Annotated in this window: 20 protein-coding genes; 7 read left to right on the forward strand and 13 right to left on the reverse strand. The window is 71.6% G+C overall.

Annotated features, from left to right (window positions below; all coding sequences use genetic code 11):
• Nucleotides 1–5 precede the first annotated feature (5 nt).
• The gene (locus tag ACTWOL_RS34065) at nucleotides 6–731 is read left to right on the forward strand and encodes a VOC family protein (protein ID WP_474300743.1); all 726 of its coding nucleotides are present in this window, start codon (nucleotides 6–8) and stop codon (nucleotides 729–731) included.
• A 466-nt stretch (nucleotides 732–1197) separates the two neighbouring features.
• Here ACTWOL_RS34065 and ACTWOL_RS34070 read toward each other — a convergent pair whose 3' ends face one another.
• The 4 genes from ACTWOL_RS34070 to ACTWOL_RS34085 form a co-directional block, all read right to left on the reverse strand.
• Nucleotides 1198–1563, reverse strand: coding sequence for a CBS domain-containing protein (locus ACTWOL_RS34070; RefSeq protein WP_474300744.1), 366 nt, complete (start codon nucleotides 1561–1563; stop codon nucleotides 1198–1200).
• 496 nt (nucleotides 1564–2059) lie between these two features.
• Nucleotides 2060–2335 (reverse strand): plasmid stabilization protein, encoded by a 276-nt coding sequence (locus ACTWOL_RS34075; protein WP_474300745.1) that lies wholly within the window; start codon nucleotides 2333–2335, stop codon nucleotides 2060–2062.
• A 604-nt stretch (nucleotides 2336–2939) separates the two neighbouring features.
• A complete protein-coding gene (locus ACTWOL_RS34080) occupies nucleotides 2940–3461 on the reverse strand; it encodes a hypothetical protein (protein ID WP_474300746.1) in 522 nt (173 codons plus the stop codon).
• A gap of 161 nt (nucleotides 3462–3622) precedes the next feature.
• Nucleotides 3623–4183 (reverse strand): hemerythrin domain-containing protein, encoded by a 561-nt coding sequence (locus ACTWOL_RS34085; protein WP_474300747.1) that lies wholly within the window; start codon nucleotides 4181–4183, stop codon nucleotides 3623–3625.
• Between ACTWOL_RS34085 and ACTWOL_RS34090 the strand changes: the two genes are divergently transcribed.
• The 3 genes from ACTWOL_RS34090 (at nucleotide 4175) to ACTWOL_RS34100 (ending at nucleotide 6527) form a co-directional block, all read left to right on the forward strand.
• Entirely contained in the window at nucleotides 4175–4615 is a 441-nt protein-coding gene (locus ACTWOL_RS34090) for a hypothetical protein (protein WP_474300748.1), read from the forward strand. The two genes, ACTWOL_RS34085 and ACTWOL_RS34090, sit on opposite strands and share 9 nt — an antisense overlap.
• On the forward strand, nucleotides 4612–5094 hold the full coding sequence (locus ACTWOL_RS34095) for a hypothetical protein (protein WP_474300749.1): 483 nt from the start codon (nucleotides 4612–4614) through the stop codon (nucleotides 5092–5094). The genes ACTWOL_RS34090 and ACTWOL_RS34095 overlap by 4 nt, the downstream gene beginning before the upstream one ends.
• 266 nt (nucleotides 5095–5360) lie before the next feature.
• On the forward strand, nucleotides 5361–6527 hold the full coding sequence (locus ACTWOL_RS34100) for a carboxylate-amine ligase (protein ID WP_474300750.1): 1167 nt from the start codon (nucleotides 5361–5363) through the stop codon (nucleotides 6525–6527).
• A 124-nt stretch (nucleotides 6528–6651) separates the two neighbouring features.
• On the opposite strand, the gene ACTWOL_RS34105 is transcribed toward ACTWOL_RS34100, so the two are convergent.
• Complete coding sequence (locus ACTWOL_RS34105) at nucleotides 6652–6843, reverse strand: hypothetical protein (protein ID WP_474300751.1); 192 nt, start codon at nucleotides 6841–6843, stop codon at nucleotides 6652–6654.
• Nucleotides 6834–7046, reverse strand: a complete 213-nt coding sequence (locus ACTWOL_RS34110; protein WP_474300752.1) for a hypothetical protein — start codon at nucleotides 7044–7046, stop codon at nucleotides 6834–6836. Before ACTWOL_RS34110 ends, ACTWOL_RS34105 begins: the two co-directional genes overlap by 10 nt.
• Before the next feature lie 469 nt (nucleotides 7047–7515).
• Between ACTWOL_RS34110 and ACTWOL_RS34115 the strand changes: the two genes are divergently transcribed.
• Nucleotides 7516–8253: an SAM-dependent methyltransferase gene (locus tag ACTWOL_RS34115; protein ID WP_474300753.1), complete on the forward strand. Its 738-nt coding sequence runs from the start codon at nucleotides 7516–7518 to the stop codon at nucleotides 8251–8253.
• Between the two features lie 157 nt (nucleotides 8254–8410).
• On the opposite strand, the gene exaC is transcribed toward ACTWOL_RS34115, so the two are convergent.
• The 5 genes from exaC to xylB all read right to left on the reverse strand — a co-directional run bounded on the left by exaC (nucleotide 8411) and on the right by xylB (nucleotide 14662).
• Nucleotides 8411–9934: an acetaldehyde dehydrogenase ExaC gene (exaC, locus tag ACTWOL_RS34120; protein ID WP_474300754.1), complete on the reverse strand. Its 1524-nt coding sequence runs from the start codon at nucleotides 9932–9934 to the stop codon at nucleotides 8411–8413.
• Nucleotides 9935–10085: 151 nt separating this feature from the next.
• Nucleotides 10086–11366: a GAF domain-containing protein gene (locus tag ACTWOL_RS34125; RefSeq protein ID WP_474301313.1), complete on the reverse strand. Its 1281-nt coding sequence runs from the start codon at nucleotides 11364–11366 to the stop codon at nucleotides 10086–10088.
• 90 nt (nucleotides 11367–11456) lie between these two features.
• On the reverse strand, nucleotides 11457–11960 hold the full coding sequence (locus ACTWOL_RS34130) for a metallophosphoesterase family protein (RefSeq protein ID WP_474300755.1): 504 nt from the start codon (nucleotides 11958–11960) through the stop codon (nucleotides 11457–11459).
• 57 nt (nucleotides 11961–12017) lie between these two features.
• A complete protein-coding gene (locus tag ACTWOL_RS34135) occupies nucleotides 12018–13220 on the reverse strand; it encodes an ROK family protein (RefSeq protein WP_474300756.1) in 1203 nt (400 codons plus the stop codon).
• Nucleotides 13217–14662: a xylulokinase gene (gene xylB, locus ACTWOL_RS34140; protein WP_474300757.1), complete on the reverse strand. Its 1446-nt coding sequence runs from the start codon at nucleotides 14660–14662 to the stop codon at nucleotides 13217–13219. Before xylB ends, ACTWOL_RS34135 begins: the two co-directional genes overlap by 4 nt.
• Nucleotides 14663–14840: 178 nt before the next feature.
• Here xylB and xylA point away from each other — a divergent pair, with 178 nt between their 5' ends.
• Nucleotides 14841–16007 (forward strand): xylose isomerase, encoded by a 1167-nt coding sequence (gene xylA, locus ACTWOL_RS34145; protein ID WP_474300758.1) that lies wholly within the window; start codon nucleotides 14841–14843, stop codon nucleotides 16005–16007.
• Between the two features lie 376 nt (nucleotides 16008–16383).
• Here xylA and ACTWOL_RS34150 read toward each other — a convergent pair whose 3' ends face one another.
• Complete coding sequence (locus ACTWOL_RS34150; RefSeq protein WP_474300759.1) at nucleotides 16384–17742, reverse strand: SWIM zinc finger family protein; 1359 nt, start codon at nucleotides 17740–17742, stop codon at nucleotides 16384–16386.
• A complete protein-coding gene (locus ACTWOL_RS34155; RefSeq protein ID WP_474300760.1) occupies nucleotides 17739–20612 on the reverse strand; it encodes a DEAD/DEAH box helicase in 2874 nt (957 codons plus the stop codon). Before ACTWOL_RS34155 ends, ACTWOL_RS34150 begins: the two co-directional genes overlap by 4 nt.
• Before the next feature lie 461 nt (nucleotides 20613–21073).
• Between ACTWOL_RS34155 and ACTWOL_RS34160 the strand changes: the two genes are divergently transcribed.
• A complete protein-coding gene (locus ACTWOL_RS34160) occupies nucleotides 21074–22186 on the forward strand; it encodes an acyl-CoA desaturase (protein ID WP_474300761.1) in 1113 nt (370 codons plus the stop codon).
• Nucleotides 22187–22253: the final 67 nt, after the last annotated feature.

Genomic DNA, 22253 nt, shown 5'->3' on the forward strand with positions numbered 1-22253 from the left:
GTCTCATGACTCACGATCTTCGCGCGGCGGAGGACTTCTACGGTGCGGTCCTCGGATGGGAATTCCGGTCCACTCGGTTGGGGGAGGAGTTCTCCGTCGCCTTCTACGAGGGCGCTCCGGTGGCCGGTCTCGGAGCTCTGGCCCGCAGGCTGTCCGTGGCGGTGGCATGGACCCCCTACTTTGCCGTCAATGACGCGGATGCCGCCGCTGCCGGGATCCGCGAGCGCAGTGCCACCGTCGCGGTCGGCCCGCTCAGTTTCGGTACCGGCCGGGCGGCGCTGGCCGCCGACCGCGACGGGGCCGTCTTCGGTATCTGGCAGGGGAGGGTCATTCCCGACTGGCGAGTAGGCAGCGACAAGGCACCTGCCTGGCTGGAACTACGGACCCGGGATGCCTTCGACGCGGCGATGTTCTATGCGGAGGTCCTTGACTGGGCCTGCGACAAGCCCGGCTGCTGCCAGGTGACTTACGAGGACGAACGCGTAATCCTGAGGCGCGAGGGCTCAACCATTGCCCAGATCACCGGCGGAGCTGTCGAAGCGGCCCCGGATCCGCAGGTCCGGCCGCGCTGGCACGTCCACTTCCTCGTCCCGGACCTTGACTTCGCCGTTCGCGCGGCCACCAAGCTCGAGGGCACCGCCGTCTCGCCCGTCGGTTCCTCCGGCACTGAGAGCTGGATTACGCTGCGTGATCCGGACGGCGGGCTGTTCACCGTCACTGAACGACCCTAAGGGCTGTCCCGTGATCCCGAGCGGGCGCACGACGCCGGCTACGGCACTCCCTCAGCTACCGCCTGGGGGAGTTGTCGAATCATGCGAATACGCCCAGTATGAGGACGACTCTCAGCCTGGCGATGCTTCCCCACGGCCCGTTGGGCCTCGGGAGGCCCCATGCATCTGACGCCGCGCGCTGATCCACTGGGGATTACGGGACAGCCCTTGGTTCGGACCACGCCGACCACTCTCAGCGCCGGTTTCTGCCGGCCGCGAGCGCGTCGTATCCCTGCTGGGCGATCTGGGCGGCGTCGTCCTTCTTTGACTTCCGGCCGTGACTGCCGGCCTTTTTGACTGCCTGCCATCGAAGAGGCCGAGGTGACCGGTGCTCAGGTCGGTTACCTCGGCCCGTTGCCAGTGAATAGCCTCTGCTCATCGGCTCCGACGAGCACTCCACCGGCAGATGCGTCAACGCCGGTGCATCTCAGGTGGAAAGGGCCTCGAGGAGGTCGCCGACCTTGGGGTCGAGCAGGGCGCGGGCGACGTCGGCCTGGGCCACGATGCCGACCAGGGTGTGGCCGTCGATGACGGGCGGGCGGCGTACTTTGTGCCGGCTCATGGTCCGCAGGATCTCGTCCGCGTCGTCGTCGGCGCCGATGGTGATCGCTTCACCTTGTGCGAGCTCTCCGGCCTTCACTTGCGCCGGGTCCTTGCCGGCTCCGAGGACCTTCACGACGATGTCGCGGTCGGTGAGCATTCCCTTGAGCCGTTCGTCGGTGCCGCAGATGGGCAATGCCCCGACACCGAGATCGGTCAGCTTCTTCGACACCGAGGTGTACGCCTCACGCAAGGGGTGGCGACCCGTTGGCCGGAAGGCCTTTATGCGCCGCCGGTAGTGACTGTCCCCCACAAAGGGGCACTACCAGCGACGTCCCCTCTTCAGAGGAAGGGGCCCAAGCGAGGAGGCCGGCCCTAGGCTCGCGTACCCGAGGTCCGCACGTGAACACACCCCTCGCAGTTCTAGGCCGAAAAGAGCTCAGGCGGCACAGGCTTTGTGCCGCGTCTCACCGTATGTGACGGCCCGAACTCCGGGGACGGGCGGCCTCGTCGTCACTGTCGAGGCTCGGGCCGCTTCGGTGCCTCCATGGGGCCGGCTCCCGCGCCGGGCTGCGGCAAGCCTGAGGTGCCGGGCGACTCTCCCTCCACCACCAACGAGCGGCGGAGCAGCGTTCGTTGGGCGGACAGGTTCGCGTGCCGTGGAGGGAGCGCTCGCCGGCACCGGATCGCTGCCGCGTCAGCGGCCCAGGGCGCGGCGCAATTCGTCCTTGTTCATTGAGGAGCGGCCCTCAACGTTCTTGTTCTTCGCCTCCTCGTAAAGCTGGTCCTTCGCGGGTACCCTGCGAACCGCTGTGGGAGCGCTCGCCGCCGCGCTGGGAGGCGGACTTGCGGTCCTGGGTGGAGGTCTTGCCGGCGCTCTTGGATTCGCCTGAGCGCGCCCGCTCCTTGTTGACCGTGCGTGCGGCGGTTTCCTTGGCACGGGAGGCGGAGGCACCGCGCTTCTGAGCACTTTCTTTGATGTGCTCGTACTGACGTTCCCGCTTGGGGCTGGATCCTGCAGGCATGATGTGCTCCTTCGAGCTCCAGCTGCCGGCCTCGGAGGGCCGGCTCTGCCAGGATGGGTTCCCGATGTGAGCTTCCGCCCCCGGGCCTCCCCTCGCCACTGGGAAACACCAGCAGAGCCGGGCATGCCCGCGACTGTCACGCCGAAGCCGCGCGACGTCGGCGTGCGGCCCTTGACCGTCGTCCTCGGATCAGCTTTCGGTGCCGGTTGTGGTGTGTGGGGCGCCGACGGGCAACCGTCCCATGGCCTCCGCTCATCACTGCCACTCCGTTGGCGACCCGGCATCACCAATTCGGCGCGGGGGATACGAATGCCGGACAAGGCCCGCGATCGCGGACGTGGCGACAGCCGTCGAGGTCGCCGCCGGTCTGCCGCCGTCGGTGATCGACGGCGGATTCGGGTCATGTGCCGGTGAATCTCCGCGGAGGTCATGACCCAGGGCAGCCCGTGTACGCCCGCAGCAGTCCCGCCCGCTCGGCTCCCGGCCCGACGGTGTCCAGTGCGCAATGGGCCGTAAGGGCGACCAGGTCAACTGGTCTGAGCAAGCTCGTGTGGACAGCAGCCGGCCCGACGAGACGGGCGGTCCCCGAGCGGACCGCCTCGGGTCAGGTCCCGGCCGGTTCGGTTTCGAGAAGCTTGAGCAGGGCGGTGCGATGCAGGCTGGTGACCGGGCTGAGCAGATCGGGGTGGCGCAGCAGCGGGGCCGCGTGGTGATCACGGGGGCTGGGGATGGTCAGTCTGCGCGGATCGCCGGCGATGCCGGTGCCGTGTTCGGTGGCGGACAGGGCGGCCTCCGCCCTGGCGGCGAGATGGGGGTCGGCGAGCAGGTTTGCCGCCCAGCTGACGACGGTTTCGTCGACCCAGGAGCGCCAGGAGTAGTCGGCGTCCTCCATGGGGTGCCGGTCGGCTCCCGTGAGTGAGTCCAGCCGGTCGGAGCCACCGGGGCCGACCAGGTTCAGAAGTTCGACGTCGAGCGTCGTGGGATAGCGCAGCGCTGCGGCGACGGTGGCCGCCTGCCGCGCCTGGGCTTCGGCCAGGGCATAGTTCACAGCGCCGGCTGCTGCCGGGAAGGCGGTCAGCAGCCAGCGTGTGGCGGCGGCTATGAGTGGCGAGAGATCACCGGGCATGTGAACCGTCCTTGGTGCGCGCCCGGTGCCCCTGCGTCGTGCGGGAGCCGGCCGCGCTGTCGCGCATGGCGCGTCAGCGTATGCGGCCCCCCGCCGCCTGTGACAAGGACCTGCGTCACAGGCCTCGGTGGGGAGCGATCGCTCCCCACCGAGGCCGGAGGTCAGGACTTGCCGCGGCCGGTGACGAAGTCACGCACGCGGTCCACCAGACCTGCCCCCGGTGCGAGCAGCTTGTTGGCGGGCGGAGTGTCGGGGGCGGAGGGATGCGGTCTGGTGGGGGCCATGGTCTTGGCGCGGCGGATCTTGTCGCCCAGATCCTCCAGCGCCTCCGGCGTACATGCCTGCTGCAGTCGCGGGAACAGACGTCCTTCCTCGTCGCGGACGTGGGCGCTGACGTCGTCCATCAGCCGTTGCAGGGTGGGGTGGAACTGCGCGTCGTCGACCCTCATCTGCTCCAGGTTCTTCATGAGCTTCTCTGCCTCGGCGTGATCCGAGATTTCCTTGTCCGCGAGCTCGTCGCCACCCTCGACGTGCTCGCGGACGGCAGGATAGAGGTACTGCTCCTCCGCGACCGAATGCCGCACGAGCTCGATCGTGACCTCGTCCACCAGACCACGCAGCCTGATGTCCCCCGTCGGCAGCGCCTCGATCCGGGACAACAGCTCCTCGACCTCACGATGGTCGGCCATGAGCTCATCGATCACGTTTCCGCCGTGCCCCATGTTCTGTTCCTTTCGCATGCCCAGCCGCGGGGGATGCCCCGCCGCTGGGGCGATGCGTTCCCCGGCCGGCCGCCTCGGCCTACGCCGTCCCCGGCACCTCACCCGGCCGGCGGCAGGCGGTGTGCCATCGCGGCCTTCCACTACGGCTACTGGGACACACCGTCCGGATACGTTCCCGAGGGCGGGGCCGCCGGCCGCGCAGCGAACGAGACGACCGTCACCGACTCGGACCCCGTCTCCAAGCAACCACTCTTCAAGACCGCTGCTGCCGCTCTGACCCTGCTCCAGCGGGCTGAAGGCGCGGTCGCACCCGCCCCGACCACCACCGCCTCCGCACCCACCGGCACCCGGAACGTGCCCGCGACCACCGGCGGACCGGCGGCGCACGCCCAACACACCCACAGCACCACCGAAGGCGGAGACGGATCATGAACGGCATCGAGACCGTCCTGCGTGCTCTGGACACGGGCGAACGGAACCTGGCCCAGAGCCTCGTCGCCATGGCCGACCGTCACCGCGCCGAGCACGAGATCCACCACGTCGCGACCGACCTTGCGGGCTGGTCCCGCGAGCACGCGCAGCGACTGACGCACTTTGCCCACGCCCGCGGACTGGACCTCACCGGGCCGCCGAACGACGACTACGTGTTGTCCCCCTTCCGGCAGCACACCGCCGAAACCGCGCACCACCCCGAACCGGGCCTCGTGCTGCTGCGGGACCTCCGTGAACTCCATATCGGCGCAACGGAGAACTCCCTCTCCTGGGAGGCACTGGCGGGAGCAGCGCAAGCCACGAGCGACACGGAACTGCTTGAGCTCGCTTCCGCCTGCCATCCCGGCACGCTGCGGCAGATGCGATGGACCAACACCATGATCAAGAACCTGTCTCCCCAGATCCTGACGAGCCTGTGAACCCACCTGGACCACCGGCCACACGAGGCCCCGACGGAAGGGCCGTCCTGGATCTGCTCGACTGGGGTCACCCGCGGCGTGATCACCCAGGTCCCTCGGCGTCACCGCCCGCCCGCCCAGGCTCCCTCCGTCAGGTGAGAGCACCGGCCACTGCCTGCATCGACGGCGTAACGGTTGCCGGATGTGGCGCCGGGTAGACGCTCAGTATGACCCGAGCTGAGCCGGTGGTCTCCGGGAGTGCACCGGGGTCCGGGAGTGCACCGGGAATGGAGAGCGTAGAGCCCCCGGGCGGCTCCAGCGGCGGCGTCATGGTGCCGACGATGGGGGTGGAGGAGGAATTCTTCCTCGTGGACCGGCGCACTCGCGCACCTGCTCAAAGAGCGCCCGAGGTGATCGCCCAGCTCACGCCGCTTCTGGGAGATCAGGTGCAGACCGAGTTCTACCGGTGCCTCGTCGAGATCTGCACCCGGCCTACGCTCTCCTGCTCGGATCTGCGCGCTCAACTGGCCGGTCTGCGGGCCCTGGTGGCCGCGGCCGCCGACGACGCGGGATGTCTGCTGCTGGCTTCGGGTACACCGGTCGTGCCGGCATCCGGTCCGCTGCTCGTCACCGACACCCCGCGCTACCGCAGGATGGAGTCCCGCTATCGGGTGGTCGTGGACGGCGGGGCCAGCACCACATGTGGTTGTCACGTCCACATCGGCGCGCTCTGCCGGGCCGAGGCCCTGGCGCTGGCCAATCAGGTGCGCCTTTGGCTGCCCGTGCTCCAGGCGCTGGCCGTCAATTCCCCGTTGAGCAGAGGGCACGAGAGCGGACTGGCCAGCTGGCGGTCGGTCGAGTTGGCACGCTGGCCTACCTCCGAGCCCGCACCAGTGCTCGACGCAGTGGGGTACGAGGCAACGGCGCGGGCGCTCGTGGCCTCGGGAACTCTTCTCGATCGTCGGATGATCTACTGGTACGCGAGGCCTTCGGAGCACGTACCTACGCTGGAGATCCGGATCGCCGACGTGAATGCGGACGTGGACTGCACGGTCCTCCTCGCCGCTCTGACCCGCGGCCTGTGCGCGGCTCTTCTGGCCGAGGCCGGGGAGGGCCGACCGCCGGTACATGTCCCGCACGGGCGACTGCGCGCGGCGCACTGGCGTGCGGCACGCGACGGTCTGACCGGACAGGGGCTCGACCCGGTGACCGGCGCCGAGGTCCCGATGCGCGCGCTTGTCGAGCGTCTGCTCGCCCGAGCCGCCCCCGGTCTCGCGGCGGCCGGTGATCTCGATCTCGCCGAACGGCTCCTGGATCTCCATCTTCTGCTCGGTACCGGCGCCGACCGCCAGCGCACCGCCTTCCGCCGCGGCGGAAGCCTGAGCGGTGTTGTCGATCACATGGCTGCACTGGCGACCTCGACCGATGTGACGAGCGCCTTCCAGGTCCGCTGAACGGTGTCTCACGGCCGGCGGTCGGGGCTTGTCGTGGATGCGGGACAGACGGCCTCCGCCCACCCTTTGTGGCCACAGCCCGGAAGTGCTGAGCCTCGACGGGTTCCCCCGTCGGACGCCGTACTCAGAGCACGCCCACCAGCACGATGACCAGGGCGGGCAGTGCGATGAAGACGGTGCCGAGGTAGACGGCGAGGACCCACCGGTGCTCGGAGGCGACGCGGGCGAGGTTCTCGGCGCAGAACAGCGGCACGGGGCGCAGGAGCGGTATCACGTAGATCACGACGATCGCAAAGAGGTTGTAGATCAGATGCACGAAGGCCGCAGCTTTCCCAGGTAGCGGACGGCGACCAGGATCAACGCGGCGCCGATCAGGATGGTGAACAGCGGACCGAGTGCGCTGCTGACGTGCGAGGTCGCATGGATCACTCCGTGTTCCACCGGTCTGGTGGCCGCCCGGATGAAGTTGAAGTGGGCCGGGTTCGGCAGCCAGTCCGTGCCGTACAGCGCATTGGTCAACGTCCCGCTGATGTGTTTCAGCGGATGCCAGATCAGCTCAATCGGGAAGAAGATCAGCAGCGCGAGCCAATTGCAGGTAGATCAGCCCAGCGACACCGCACCAGCCGAGGGCTTTGGTCCACGCGGGAGCTGGACGGCTCCGGCGCCGCTCTCGGCCGCGGGGGCCGGGAGCGCCGAGCCGCCGGAAGGGGTTCGCCCGGACGCGTCACCCTTTTTGTGGCTGTCGTCCGGCCGGCTGTCGGATGTGGCTTCCGCCATGAACCAAGGCTACGAGCTCCTGACCAGGGGCGCGCGTGGCTGAGCGCCGTACGTGTGCAACGGACGGCTGGTGCCGTCAACGACCGCGGTCTCTCCTGGCCCGACGCCAGGTGGCCGTGGTCGGGCCCGCCGGCCGGGACCCCTTTGATCTATGCGAAATGCCCTGGGAAAACAAGGTGCGTACGCTCTCCGGCGCTGACAGGCTGCGCCGGTGAATCGTGAACAGATCTCCCGGATCGCCCATGCCGATCACCCGATCAAGGCTCCGCTCGACGACGACTCGGTCCGTCGCCTGCTGGACCGCGGCGTGCTGCGTGGTGACGAGCGCGTCCTCGACCTTGGTTGCGGTGGCGGGGAATGGCTCTTGCGCGCCCTGTCCACGTACCCGAACCTGCTGGCCGAGGGCGTCGACATCTCCGAGGATGCCTTGGCGCAGGCCCGCCAGGCAGCGAGGGGTCTCGGGGTCCAGGAGCGCCTCGTCCTTCACCACCAGGACGCCGCGGACTTTGCCTCCCGCCGGCCGTTCGACCTGGTGCTCAGCGTCGGAGCCACGCACGCTTTCGGCGGTCTGCTTCCCACCCTCGCAGCGGCCGGCAAGAACCTGGCCCCCGGCGGCCGTGTCCTGATCGGTGAGGGATTCTGGGACCGGGAGCCTTCCCGGGAAGCCAGGGAAATGCTCGGCGACTTCACCGATCTGGCGACCACCGTGGACCGGATCGTCGCCGACGGATGGACTCCCGTCGACGGGCATGTCAGCACGCGCCGTGAGCTGGACGCCTACGAATGGGCCTGCTGGGGGTCACTGGCCTCATGGGCCCTCGACCACCCGGCCGACCCCGACAGTGCGGGCGTTCTCGAGACAGCCACCACCCGGCGCTCCGAATGGCTGCGGGTCTACCGGGACACATGGGGATTCGTCTGCCTGGTCCTGCGCCGGACACCCGTATGACCCGGGCCGGTTCACGTGCCCGAGTCTGCCCGGACGGATGCGCACTCCCAGCGGACGTACAGCGGTCCTCCGCGGCCCGGCTTCCGGCTCCCGCTCCGTGCGGGCCATGCAAGGCGCCTGACGAGCGAAAGCCCAGGTCAGGCGCCTTCTTGATGTTCTAGAAGAAGCCGAGCTTCTTCGGCGAGTACGACACCAGCAGGTTCTTCGTCTGCTGGTAGTGGTCGAGCATCATCTTGTGGGTCTCGCGCCCGATTCCCGACTGCTTGTAGCCTCCGAACGCGGCATGCGCCGGATAGGCGTGGTAGCAGTTCGTCCACACCCGGCCCGCCTGGATCGCGCGTCCCGCGCGGTACGCCTGGTTGATGTCCCGGGTCCATACGCCCGCGCCCAGCCCGTACAGCGTGTCGTTCGCCGTCCTGATCGCGTCGTCGAAGTCCGGGAACGAGGTCACCGCGACGACCGGTCCGAAGATCTCCTCCTGGAAGACGCGCATCCTGTTGTCTCCCTCGAGGATCGTCGGCTGGACGTAGTAGCCCCCCGCCATCTCCCCGTCGTACACGATTCGCTGACCACCCGTCAGCACCTTGGCGCCCTCCTGCTGACCGATGTCCAGATAGGAAAGGATCTTCTGCAGCTGGTCGTTGGACGCCTGCGCGCCGATCATCGTGTCCGTGTCCAGCGGGTGCCCGGGCACGATCGCCTCCGTCCGGGCGATCGCCGCGTCGAGGAACTCCCGGTAATGGCCGTCCTGGATGAGCGCGCGCGACGGACAGGTGCACACCTCGCCCTGGTTGAAGGCGAACATCGTGAAGCCTTCCAGCGCCTTGTCACGCAAGTCGTCGTCGGCCGCCCAGATGTCGTCGAAGAAGATGTTCGGCGACTTGCCGCCCAGCTCCAGCGTCACGGGCCTGATGTTCTCCGCGGCGTACTGCATGATCAGCCGCCCCGTCGTGGTCTCCCCGGTGAAGGCGACCTTGGCGACGCGCGGGCTGGACGCGAGCGGCTTGCCCGCCTCGACGCCGAAGCCGTTCACGATGTTCACCACACCCGGCGGGAGCAGATCGGCGACCAGGCTCATCCAGACGTGGACGGACGCCGGAGTCTGCTCGGCGGGCTTCAGCACGACCGCGTTCCCGGCGGCCATCGCCGGGGCCAGCTTCCAGACCGCCATCAGGATCGGGAAGTTCCACGGGATGATCTGCGCCACGACACCGAGCGGCTCATGGAAGTGGTACGCCACCGTGTCGTCGTCGAGCTCGCTGAGCGAGCCCTCCTGGGCACGCAACGCACCCGCGAAGTAGCGGAAGTGGTCGATGGCCAGGGGGATGTCGGCGGCCAGGGTCTCCCGCACCGGCTTGCCGTTCTCCCAGCTCTCGGCGACGGCGAGTTCCTCCAGATGGGCCTCCATCCGGTCGGCGATCCTGAGCAGGACGTTCGCGCGGGCCTCGGGTGCGGTGCGCCCCCAGGCCGGGGCGGCGGCGTGGGCGGCGTCCAGGGCACGCTCGACGTCCTCCGCGGTCCCGCGGGCGACCTCGGTGAACGGCTGCCCGGTGACGGGGCTCGGGTTCTCGAAGTACTGACCGCGTGCCGGAGGGACATAGGCGCCGCCGATCCAGTGGTCGTAGCGCGGCGCGAAGCCGACCACCGCGCCCTCGGTGCCGGGTGCTGCGAAACGAGCCATGGGACCTCCCGGAGTCCATGCCGCCCGCCCTTGGGCGGCACTCGCCGCCGAACCTAGGGAGCGCCACGTTGCAACGACGTTGCGGTGGCCGTACCGCGGTACGGGGCCGAATCGCGGCACGGCCGACGGGCCTTCGGCACGTCCCCGGTTCCTACGGCTCCCGGCGGCGCGGCGGGGCACCGCCCCCGTACTCCACGTCGAGCGCTCGCGCGCGTGCCTCGGCGGCGGCCCGCCGCCCCGCGGGGAGGGCCGACGCGAGTGCCTGCCACACCGCAAGGTCGTCGTCCCCCCAGGGGCTGTACGCCCAGTCGGACAGCAGCGCGGGGTCGGCCCGTGCGATCAGCGCGGAGCGCAGCTGATCCGCGAGACGGTGCCGCAGCCGTACGACGCCGGGAGCGTCCGAACCGGGGAGCAGCGGCCCCGCGTACGCGCCGAGTGCCGCGGCAGGCGCACCCGAGGCGAGCCGCCGCGCCACGGTGGCGAAGTCGGTGTCGACGCGTGCCGCGAGCCGGTAGGGGCGGGAGAGCAGCAGCCGGGGGCCGAGCAGTCCGCGCAGCCGGGACAGTTCGGCGCGCAGCGTCACCGGGCTGACCTGCTCGTCCTCGTACAGTTCGAGCAACAGCTCGTCCCCGCTCATGCCTTCGGGGTGACAGCCCAGCACGACGAGGATCTCGCTGTGGCGGCGGCTCAGCCGCACGGTGCGGCCCTCCAAGGCGAGCTGCGCCTCGTCCCGGCCCAGGGCCGTCAGGCGGATCGTCCCCTCCGGCGCCCGGGGTGCCGACAGGGCCAGGTGCGACTCCACGGCCCGTGCCACCGCGCCCACGAAGGCCAGACTGTGCGGATGGGCCAGCCGGTCACCGCCGGTGATGTCCACCGCGCCCAGCAGCCGCCCGCTGTGCGGATCGTGTACGGGCGCCGCCGCGCAGGTCCACTCCTGCACGGGCCGCCGGAAGTGCTCGGCGGCGAAGACCTGGACGGGACGGTCGACGGCGAGCGCCGTACCCGGTGCGTTCGTCCCCGCCGTGGCCTCCGACCAGCGCGCACCCTCCACGAAGTTCATCCGCCCGGCGCGGCGCCGGGCCGCCGGATGGCCCTCGACCCACAGCAGTCGTGCCTGGGCGTCGCACACCGCGAGCAGGTACTCGCCGTCGACGGCGTACACACCCATGAGTTCACGGACGACCGGCATGGCCCCCGACAGCGGATGTCCGTCGCGGTAGGCACCGAGCTCGTCGTCACCGAGCTCCACGCACGCCGCGCCCTCGGGTGCGACATGCGCATGGACGCACCGCCGCCACGACTCGGCCACCACCGGTCTGACGCTCCGCGACATCCGGCCCGCCGTGGCGAACCGTTCGTAGGCCCGGCGCAGTTCACCGCCGTGCCGCACGGGATCGTTTCCCGCCTCCAGAGCCACCCAGGCGTCGGACAACTCGGCCTCCCGGTCGGTCACTTTCCTCCGGGGCCATCGTCGTCCCGGCGACCGGACCCGACAAGCCTCGGGGACCGGCCGTCCACAGGGTCATCCGCGGGGCGGCAGCCGGTGCAAGGACACGTCGGTCAGCTTCCCGTCGCAGACCTCGGCGGTCATGTACGTGCAGTGCGGCTGGCGTCGCCGGTCCGTCGGCGATCCCGGGTTGAGCAGACGCAGCCCACCCGCCGTGACGGTGTCCCAGGGGATGTGGCTGTGGCCGAAGACCAGCACGTCCAGGTCCGGGAACCGCTCGTCACACCGCCGCTCACGGCCCTGCGCGGGACCCGTCTCGTGCACCACGCCGAAGCGCAGACCGCCGAGTCCGGTGCGGGCGACCTCGGGCAGCCTGGCGCGCAGCCCGGGTCCGTCGTTGTTCCCGAAGACCCCGACGAAGCGCTGTGCACGCGCCTCGAAGAGATCGAGAGTGGCCTCGTCCACCCAGTCGCCCGCGTGCACGACGACGTCGGCCCGTGCGATCTCCGCCAGCAGCTGGTCCGGCAGCCGCCGGGCACGTGCGGGCACATGCGTGTCGGACGTCAGCAACAGCAGCACAGGCCGCCTCCCGCTCGCTCGGGCCAGCTCGGTGCGACGTCGTCCCCTCGACCGCAGTCAGGAGACCGTCGCGTAGGAGGCAGGATCGTCCAGGACCGCCCGGATCACCGAATGCGCCGCGCCGAGCAGCGGGCCGTCGGAGCCCAGTGCGGAAACCGTCAGCGCCGGATGGGCGGGATCGGCGGTGCGGCGGGTCAACTCGCGCTCCAGGGACGGCAGTAGCCACGGTGACAGCTGCGACAGCGCTCCTCCCAGTACGACCGCGCGCGGATCGAGCAGATTCACCGCGCCGGCCAGGGCGATGCCGAGGGCGGCCCCCGCGGTGCGCAGCGCCCGCAGCACCGCGCGGTCGCCGGCCGAGGCCCGCTCGGCGAGCAGAGCGACGGACCGGGCCCCGGCGGTCAGTCCGGCGGCCCGCAGCACGGCCTCCTCACCGGCGTACTGTTCCAGACAGCCCCGGCCCCCGCAGGCGCAGACGGGCCCTTCGGGGCGCACGGGCACATGGCCCAGTTCGCCCGCGTACCCATGGGCCCCGCGCAGCAGACGGCCGTCGACGACCACCGCCGCGCCGATGCCGATCTCGGCCGAGACATGGACGAAGTCCCGGGGAGCGGAGTCCCCGCCGATCCACAGCTCGGCGAGTGCGCCGAGGTTGGCCTCGTTGTCGACGGTGAGCCGCGGCCCACAGGGAAGGCACGAACCCAGGTCGACGTCCCGCCAGCCGAGGTTGGGGGCGCGGACGACGGTGTGGGTGCCGCGGGCCACCAGCCCCGGCACCGCCACGGCGACACCCGCGGGACGCAGCCCTTCGCCCCGTACCGCGTCCGTCACGCTGCGGACGAGCGCGGAGAGCTCCTCGAGGACCGGCCCCGGCGGGCGGCCCCGGTTGTCACCCTCGGCGGTCGCCCGCGCGCGCACCTGGCCGCGCAGATCCACGGCGGCGACGGCCAGATGGTCCACGCCCACCTCGGCCCCGATGCCCACCGGACCGCGGTTGCCGAGAGTCAGCGCGCTGCCTGGCCGGCCCACGCCGCCGGAATGCTCGCGGCCGAGCTCCACCAGCAGCCCCGCGTGCGTCAGTTCGTCGACGAGGGAGGAGACGGCGGCCCTGGTCAGCCCGATCCGGCCCGCGACGGCGGCCCGTGACAGCGGCCCCCCGGCGGACACGGTGTGCAGCACCAGGGATAGGTTGCGGCGGCGCATCCCCTGCTGGGTGTTGGGCAGTCCCGGCGCCGTGCCGGGGGCCGGTGCAGGATTCATGACCGGTGCTCCGGGCCCAGCAGCGCGCCGGCGTCCGCCAGGACCGAGCCGATGCGGTCGAGCGTGTCCCGGTCCACCGGCAGTGGATCGTAGGAGGGGCCGTCCGCCGTGCCCCACCGCCGGGCGATCGCCGCGGGATCCTCACCGGTGAGGACACCGGCGGCCTGGGCGGCGGCCCCCAGCGCGACCAGTTCACGCGCGGAGGGCACCCGTACGGCCCGTCCGGACAGCCGGCGAACCGTCTCCCGCCAGGCCCTGCCCTGCGCGCCGCCGCCGATCAGCAGCAGGGGCGCATCGGGTGCGGGGCCCCCGGCCGTCACCCGGTCCAGGGCGTCGAGCAGTGCGTAGACGGCTCCGTCGTAGGCCGCCTGGAGCAGGGCTCCCGGTGTGGTGTCGTGCCGCAGGCCGTACAACAGGCCCGAGGCGTACGGGAGATGGGGCGTGCGCTCGCCGTCGAGGAACGGCAGCAGCACCTCCCGGCCGCCGGACTCCACGGCCTCGCGGTCACGGCCCAGCAGGGCGGCGACCCGGTCGACGGCCTGGGTGCAGTTCAGTGTGCAGGCGAGCGGCAGCCATGCGCCGCGGGCGTCGGCGAACCCGGCCACGGTCCCGGACGGATCGGCCGACGGGTACCGGGACGTCGTGAAGACCGTGCCCGAGGTGCCGAGGCTGAGCACCGGCTGCCCGGCGGTGAGCCCGAGTCCCAGAGCGGCCGCGGCGTTGTCCCCGGTGCCCGGTGCGACGAGCGCGCCCGCGGGAAGGGGCAGGCCGGGAAGCTCACGGACCGTGCCGACCGGCTCGAACGGGTTCACGACCTCGGGCAGCAGGGCGGGGGAGAGGCCGACGAGAGAGAGGATGCGGATGTCGTACGCCCCCGTCGCGGGCGTCCACCAGCCCGTGCCCGAGGCATCCCCGCGGTCCGTGACGGAGCGGCCGCTGAGCCGCTCGGTGAGGTAGTCGTGGGGGAGCCGCACCGCGTGCGTGGCCGCGGCGGCCCGCGGTTCGTGCTCACGCAGCCAGGCCCACTTGGTGACGGTGAACGCCGGGCTCGGCACGAGGCCGGTGCGCCCGGCCCACACCTCCGGGCCGCCGAGCCGGGCGGTCAGCCGCTCGGCCTGCGGCGCCGAACGGACGTCGTTCCACAGCATCGCCGGGCGCACCGGCCGGCCGTGTGCGTCCAGCGTGACCAGTCCGTGCTGCTGGGCCGCCACGGACACGGCAGCGGCGCGGCGGGCCGGCGCGCCGCACTGGCGTACCGCGTCCTCGAGAGCCGCCCACCACTCCCGAGGGTCGCTCTCGCGTGCGCCGTCGGCGCCCGTCACCGTGTGCGGGCTCTGGCCGCTCGCCACGACCCGGCCCGTGGCGACGTCGACCACCAGTGCCTTCGTCGACTGGGTGGAGCTGTCGATACCGACGACGAGCGGTCCGTCAGGTACAGCCATCGGTGTCTCTCCGTTCACCGCGGTCACGGCCTCTTCCGCATTGCGCCTTCCCCGTGCGCTGCCCCGGATACTAATTTGTTAAGCGCCATGACGAAATAGGCGGCCATCGGTGCCGGGTGCACCGGGGTCGAGGCGATGCGGGAACAGGGAACGGGAACAAGGAAGCGGAGGAGCCCCCATGAGTTACCGGCCGACGCCCGAGGACAGGTTCAGCTTCGGTCTCTGGACCGTCGGATGGCGGGGCAGGGACCCCTTCGGCGAGGCCACCCGGCCCGCCCTCGACCCCGCAGCGACCGTACGGCGGCTGGCGGACCTCGGCGCCTACGGCGTGAGCTTCCACGACGACGACCTCATCCCGTTCGGAGCGAGCGGGGCGGAGCGCGAGGCACAGGTCAAGCGTTTCCGCCAGGCGCTCGACGAGACCGGCCTCGTCGTGCCGATGGCCACCACGAACCTGTTCACGCACCCGGTCTTCAAGGACGGCGCCTTCACGGCGAACGACCGCGACGTACGGCGGTACGCGCTGCGCAAGACCATCCGCAACATCGACCTGGCAGCCGAGCTGGGGGCCCGGGTATATGTCGCCTGGGGTGGGCGCGAGGGAGCCGAGTCGGGCGCGGCGAAGGACGTCCGCACCGCCCTCGACCGGCTGAAGGAAGCCTTCGATCTGCTCGCGGAGTACGTCACCGGGCAGGGCTACGCCCTGCGCTTCGCGATCGAGCCGAAGCCGAACGAGCCACGCGGCGACATCCTGCTGCCGACCGTGGGCCACGCGCTGGCCTTCATCGACCGGCTGGAACGGCCCGGACTCTTCGGGGTCAACCCGGAGGTCGGCCACGAGCAGATGGCCGGCCTGAACTTCCCGCACGCGATCGCACAGGCCCTGTGGAGCGGCAAGCTGTTCCACATCGACCTCAACGGCCAGAACGGCATCAAGTACGACCAGGACCTGCGCTTCGGCGCGGGCGATCTGCGCGCCGCGTTCTGGCTGGTCGACCTGCTGGAGGGCGCGGGCTGGGACGGTCCTCGCCACTTCGACTTCAAGCCGCCGCGCACCGAGGACCTCGAGGGAGTCTGGAGTTCGGCCGCCGGCTGTATGCGCAACTACCTGATCCTCAAGGAGCGTGCCGCGGCCTTCCGCGCGGACCCGGAGGTGGCGGACGCCCTGCGCGCGGCCCGTCTCGACCAGCTCGCCCTTCCGACGGCCGCGGACGGCCTGGCCGAACTGCTCGCGGACCGCACGGCGTTCGAGGACTTCGACGTGGACGCGGCTGCCGAGCGGGGCATGGCCTTCGAACGTCTCGACCAGCTGGCGATGGACCACCTGCTGGCCGCGAGGAGCTGAGACACCGCGACGACGGGGCCCGGCCGCGGATCCCACCCGTGGCCCGGCCCCGCCGGCCGGCCGGTGCCCGCCCGTGGGTCCGGGCGGGCCCGGGCGTGCCACGGCACACGCACCGCGTGGCGCGGCGGGCCCACCAGCGCCCGGGGCGGCGCCTCTCCAAGGGCCGTGCCCCACCCGTCCGTTAAGGGGTTTCGGATGGATCTCCGTGGAGGAAGGAGCGGCGTCCGGTGCGTGCTCTCGGGGTGCCGGCTGGAAGCCCTCGTACTGGACGTACTTGGGCTTTCGGCCGGTGCGGCGAGTGGGGGTACCTCCCACGCCGTAAGGCCGTGGGGGCGTGCCGGGCGTCGCGACGCCGCGGAGATCCGTCAGAAGCCCCCTACGCCCCCTGGCCCAGCGCCGCGGCTGCCGATGCCAGCGCCGACGCCGGGTCCGGCGCGGACGGGCCCGCGGGTGTCCAGCGGCCGCGGACCTTGAGACAGGGCCACCAGCGGCCCCCGGGCCCCAGCCGGAGCTGAGCCTCCCTACCCACGACGGTCCAGCGTGCGACACCGGCCGCACGCAGCCGGGGCCGCACGTCCTGAGCCCAGTTCTCCGCCAGCTGTGCCCGCGCCCGGTCGAGGACGTCCTCGTCGGGGACCCAGTCGTCCTCCAGCACTGCGAGGGCCGCCGCTCCGCCGAGCCGCCAGGCGTGGACGGCGAGATCGAAGTCCGGGCGCCTGCGTCCCGAGCCCGCCGCCAGCCGTGCCGTGACCGCGGCCGGGCATGCGGCGTCGTCGTGCGCCGCGGCCAGCCGGACCGCGTCCGCGGCGACCGTCGCGCCGGACCGCACCGGCTGCCGCAGATGTCCTTCGGCGAGGGCATCCACGAGCATCCGGTGCGCCCTGCCCGCCGCGTCCGCGGCGAGGAACTCGAGCGCGTCGCAGTCGACGCCCGCGGCCCAGGCCGTCTCCGTGTCCAGCGACGGCGGCGTCCCGGGCTCCGGCGGCAGCGGGGGAGGCGACGGCAGCGGAGGCAGGATCTCCGCCGCCGCGAACGCCTCGTCCGCACGGACTCCCTCCACGGGCGACCCGGTCGGCACACCGGACGCCGCAGGCGCGGCACTGCGCGCCTGCAACTCGTCGACGATCCGGTCCTCCCCGCGGCCGCGCAACAGCAGCAGCACCATCGGATCCATGTCCAGCAGCCGGGCCACCTGGTAGCACAAGGCCGCCGTGTGCGGGCACAGATCCCACGCCCCACAGGTGCATTCGGGCTCGAGATCCCCTATGCCCGGCAGCAGTTCGACCCCCGCCCCTGCGGCGTCCTCGACCAGATGGGGAGGCATCTCCCGGTCCAGCAGCGCCGCGATGTGCCCCGCCCTCTCGACCGCCATGCCGAGGAAGCGGTCCCACGCCTCGTCGGTGAGCTCCTGCAGCAGTACGTCACTCCTGTACGGCGTGCCGTCCCGGTCCCGGACCACGGCGGTGATCCGACCCGGCCGCACCGACACGGCACCCACCGCCCCGTCCCGTGCCTGCCTGCGCCCCTTCCTCAACTGGTCCTGCTCCAGTGCCGAGTCCTCCAGAGCCCGCAGCCACGCCCGTCCCCACCAGGTCCCGGCGAAGGCCCGGCCATGTGCGGGCGGGGGCGCGGCGAACGTCCGCTCCGTCTTGTGCCCGCCCGCGCCCTCGTGCCCGCCTCGGTGGCCGACGCCGAACCCGTCTCCGTATGCGTCCCCGTGCGCTTCGCTCGTCATCGTGCGCCCCCTCGCAGCTCCACCAGCTTCGCCAATTCGGCATCCGTCAGTTCGGTGAGTGCGCCCTCACCGGATCCGAGCACCGCGTCCGCGAGCTCCCGTTTGCGCTCCAGCATCGCCGCGATGCGGTCCTCGATCGTCCCCTCGGCGATCAGCCGGTGGACCTGCACCGGGCGGGTCTGGCCGATGCGGTACGCACGGTCCGTGGCCTGTGCCTCCACCGCCGGGTTCCACCAGCGGTCGTAGTGCACGACATGACCGGCCCGGGTGAGGTTCAGCCCCGTGCCCGCGGCCTTGAGCGACAGCAGGAACACCGGTACCGCCCCGTCCTGGAAGCGCTGCACCATCGCCTCCCGTCCCGCCACCGGCGTACCGCCGTGCAGGAACTGGGTGGGCACCCCGCGCGCCGCCAGATGCGCTTCCAGCAGACGGGCCATCTGCACGTACTGGGTGAACACCAGAACACTCGCCGCCTCGGCGAGGATCGTGTCGAGCAGTTCGTCCAGCAGCTCGAGCTTCCCCGAACGGCCCGGAATCCGCGGCCGCTCCTCCTTGAGGTACTGCGCCGGATGGTTGCAGATCTGCTTCAGCGCGGTCAGCAGCGTCATCACCAGACCACGGCGCTCCATACCGTCCGCTCCCGCGATCGCGGCGAGGGTCTCGCGCACCACGGCTTCGTACAGCCCCGCCTGCTCGGCCGTGAGCGGGACGGCGTGGTCGGTCTCGGTCTTCGGCGGCAGCTCCGGCGCGATGCCCGGGTCCGATTTGCGGCGGCGCAGGAGGAACGGCCGTACGAGCGTGGCGAGCCGCGCGGCCGCTGCCGGATCGCCGCCGCCCTCCACGGCCTCGGCATAACGCGCGCGGAAGGTACCGAGCCGGCCCAGAAGCCCGGGCGTCGTCCAGTCGAGGATCGCCCACAGCTCGGACAGGTTGTTCTCGACGGGCGTGCCGGTGAGCGCGACGCGTGCCTTCGCGCCGATCGTACGCAGCTGCCGCGCGGTCCCGGCGTACGGATTCTTGATGTGCTGCGCCTCGTCGGCGACGACCATGCCCCATTCCACCGCGGCGAGCCGCGCGGCATCGAGACGCATCGTGCCGTACGTGGTGAGGACGAACTCCCCCTCCGCCGGCGAGCCCAGATCGCGGGGGGTGCCATGGAAGCGCCGCACGGGTGTGCCGGGTGCGAACTTCTCGATCTCCCGCTGCCAGTTGCCCATGAGGGACGTGGGGCACACCACGAGCGTGGGCCCGGCGGCGGACGGATCGCCCTGCCGGTGCAGGTGCAGGGCGATGAGCATGATGGTCTTGCCGAGGCCCATGTCGTCGGCGAGACAGCCGCCGAGACCGAGGGAGGTCATCCGGTGCAGCCAGTTCAGCCCCTGCATCTGGTAGCCGCGCAGGGTCGCGGCGAGTGCCGGGGGCTGAGCCACGGTCATCGGCCCCGCATCCGGCGAGGCGAGCCGCGCGCGCACCCGCTCCAGCCAGCCCGACGCCTCGACCTCGATACGCCGTCCGTCCACCTCGGCCGATCCGGTCAGCACGGCTCCGAGCGCATCGACCGGGGTGACTTTGTGGTCCCGGTAGGCCCGCGCGCGGCGGACCTCGTCAGGATCGACGAGTACCCATCGGTCGCGCAGCCGCACCAGCGGCCTGCCGGCTTCGGCGAGCCGGTCCAGCTCATCGCGGGTCACGGGGCGATCGCCCACCGCGTAGCGCCAGTCGAAGGCGAGCAGGGCGTCCGCCGAAAGGAGCGACGGCATCCCCGATCCGGTCCCGTCGCGATCCCGTTCCGCCGGCTGCCGGGGCCCAGGGCCATCGGGTGGTCCGATCACCGCCCGCGCCGTCAGCCCCCGGGCCAACGCCTTGGGCCAGTGCACCTGCACACCCGCCGCGGCGAGTGCCCGTGAGGCGTCGCCGAGGAGTTCGGCGACCTCCTCGTCCGCGAGGTCGACCGCGTCCGGCACGGTGGCCGACAGCAGGGGCGTGAGCGGCGCCCAGGCGAGCGCCGCCCGGCGCAGCACGAGCAGGGCCTGCATCCGGGAACGCGGTGCGAAGGCGGAGTCGTGCCGGCCCGTCCAGACATCGGCGGCGTCGGCGACCAGCGCGGGATCCGCGACGCTGTGCATCTGCACGACGGCACGGAACGACGGCTCGCTGCTGCCGCTGCCGCTGCCGGCGCCGCTGCCGATCGTCGGGTCTTCGGAGTCGTCGCCGCCCCCGGTGCCCGTCAACTCCAGGCGCAGCGACAGCCGTACGCCCGTGTCATACGAGGCCGCCACCTCCTGCGCCCATGCCCGTGCCTGCGGTACGGGCACGGGCTGCTCGGCTGCGAAGGCCGCGGAACCGGTGGCCAGCGGCGCGGCAGGGGTACGGGGGAGTACGTCGGCGACCGCGTCCAAGAAGGTCCTCAGCAGCGCTTCGGGCTCCGGCAGCCGCAGAGGCTCCGCGGTCGCGTCGAGCGGGACGGCATGGCCGCTCGGCGGCATGGAGGCGGCGAGCGTGCGCAGCCGGTCCAGGTCGTCCGCGGCCGGTGGTCCCGCCCTCCAGACGTCGTGGTAGTCCGCGGTGAGTCCGGGCAACAGCAGTCCGCGTGCGACGAGTTGGAGGGCCTGCACGGCAGCCGCGCCCCAGAAGGCCGAGGCGGGTGAGGCATCGGGGGACACCCGGGCCCGGGTGAGTACGGGCAGCGCGTCCCCGACGGACAGCAGCCGGGCGGGTACGACGCGGGTGCGGATGCCCTCGGGACCGCCGACGACCACGGTCAGGTCCTCCACCGTGCCGCCAAGGCCCGCGGGAGGCGGCGCGCCGTCGGGGTGCCAGAAGGCGACACGGCCAAGGCGGGCGGGACCGGGATCCGCGGGCAGGAACACCGCGGAGCAAGGGACGAGCTGGGTGGGGTCCGGGAGGCCGGTGGCCCCGGTGGGACCGGTGGTCCGGGTGGCCTCGGCGGTGGTCGGGGAGTCCTCGGGGAGTGGTGCCGCGGGAAGTCGGTGAGCAGCGATGATGCATTCCTCAAATTTGACTACTGCGCCAGAGCCGCCGAGGGTACCCCGCGGGACCGCCTCGCGGAAGGAGCTCCTGGGTGACGCACCTCACGTGCCGGTGTCACACACCCGCCCCACCCGTCGGCGCCTCGTGAGCGACCCGGACGCCCACGTACCGGCGAGGTGGTGGGGCTGGCCCCACCGGGCGGCACCAGTGCGCCCCCGGCCGCTTCCGGGTGGTCACGCCATGGTCACGAAAGTCATGGATCCGTACGTTTCTCCAGGTCAGAGCAGTTCCGTAGTCGCGCGCGCCGGCCGGTGCGACGGCCGACAGACCGGAGACCGAGATGCCCCAGGCCACCGCCACCGCCCACGCCGTCGTGCCGGCCCCACCTCCGGGCGCACGTTCCGCCAAGGCGCCGGGCAGTGACTTCACGCCGCTCCTGCGGACCGTCAAACAGCGGGGCCTGCTCGAGCGCCGCACCGGCTGGTACGCACGCACCATCGCCGTGAACGGGCTGGCTCTGGCCGCCGTCGTCAGCGCCGTCGTACTCATGGGTCCGTCCTGGTGGGCGCTCCTGCTGGCCGTACCGCTGGCCCTGTTCTCCGCGCGCGCGGCCTTCATCGCCCATGACGCGGGCCACGCACAGATATCCGGCGACCGGCGCGTCGGCCGCGTCCTCCAGCTCGTGCACGGGAATCTGCTGCTCGGGATGAGCCAGGACTGGTGGAACGACAAGCACAACCGCCACCACGCCCACCCCAACCATCTGGAGAAGGACCCCGATGTCGCCCCCGACGTCCTCGTCTTCAGCGAGGAGCACGCCGCGGGACGCACGGGACTGCGCGGCTGGCTCACCCGCCACCAGGCCTGGCTGTTCTTCCCCCTGACCACCCTTGAAGGCCTGGCTCTCAAGATCTACGGCTTCCGCCACGTCTTCGGACGGCGCCCGCAGGCACGGCGGCTCTCCCCCAGGGAACGTGCGGTCGAGGGCGGTCTCCTCCTGGCCCACGTCGCCGGATACGTCACCCTGCTGCTGACCGCTCTCACCCCGCTCCAGGCCCTCGCGTTCGCACTCGCCCACCAGATGCTGCTGGGCCTCCACCTGGGCATGGCCTTCGCGCCGAACCACAAGGGCATGGAAATGCCCGACGAGAAGACCGGGAGCGATTGGGGCCATCTGCAGCGCCAGGTCCTGACCTCCCGCAACATACGGGGCGGCGCCCTCACCGACTGGTTCCTCGGCGGGCTCAACTACCAGATCGAGCACCATCTCTTCCCGAGCATGCCCCGGCCCCATCTGAGGCTCGTCCAGCCCCTGGTCCAGGCCCACTGCCGCAGCCTCGGCATGCCCTACGCGCAGACGGGACTGTTCGACTCGTACCGGCAGGCCCTCGGCCATATGCACCACGTCGGGGGAGCCCTGCGGGCCCAGGAGGCGGGAACCCCGGGCCGCTGAGGGGAAACGGCTCGCGCCGGGGAACCGGAGAGGGTACGGGGGGCGTTCTCACCACAGGTGCGGCCTC

The organism is Micromonospora sp. IBHARD003, assembly GCF_056106285.1.

Excerpts from the sequence above, each read along its gene's own strand:
- ACTWOL_RS34065 (WP_474300743.1), top strand. The coding sequence starts at position 6 with ATGACTCACGATCTTCGCGCGGCGGAGGACTTCTACGGTGCGGTCCTC.
- ACTWOL_RS34075 (WP_474300745.1), bottom strand. The coding sequence starts at position 2,335 with ATGCCTGCAGGATCCAGCCCCAAGCGGGAACGTCAGTACGAGCACATC.
- ACTWOL_RS34080 (WP_474300746.1), bottom strand. The coding sequence starts at position 3,461 with ATGCCCGGTGATCTCTCGCCACTCATAGCCGCCGCCACACGCTGGCTG.
- ACTWOL_RS34085 (WP_474300747.1), bottom strand. The coding sequence starts at position 4,183 with ATGGGGCACGGCGGAAACGTGATCGATGAGCTCATGGCCGACCATCGT.
- ACTWOL_RS34095 (WP_474300749.1), top strand. The coding sequence starts at position 4,612 with ATGAACGGCATCGAGACCGTCCTGCGTGCTCTGGACACGGGCGAACGG.
- ACTWOL_RS34100 (WP_474300750.1), top strand. The coding sequence starts at position 5,361 with ATGGAGAGCGTAGAGCCCCCGGGCGGCTCCAGCGGCGGCGTCATGGTG.
- exaC (WP_474300754.1), bottom strand. The coding sequence starts at position 9,934 with ATGGCTCGTTTCGCAGCACCCGGCACCGAGGGCGCGGTGGTCGGCTTC.
- ACTWOL_RS34135 (WP_474300756.1), bottom strand. The coding sequence starts at position 13,220 with ATGAATCCTGCACCGGCCCCCGGCACGGCGCCGGGACTGCCCAACACC.
- xylB (WP_474300757.1), bottom strand. The coding sequence starts at position 14,662 with ATGGCTGTACCTGACGGACCGCTCGTCGTCGGTATCGACAGCTCCACC.
- xylA (WP_474300758.1), top strand. The coding sequence starts at position 14,841 with ATGAGTTACCGGCCGACGCCCGAGGACAGGTTCAGCTTCGGTCTCTGG.
- ACTWOL_RS34150 (WP_474300759.1), bottom strand. The coding sequence starts at position 17,742 with ATGACGAGCGAAGCGCACGGGGACGCATACGGAGACGGGTTCGGCGTC.
- ACTWOL_RS34160 (WP_474300761.1), top strand. The coding sequence starts at position 21,074 with ATGCCCCAGGCCACCGCCACCGCCCACGCCGTCGTGCCGGCCCCACCT.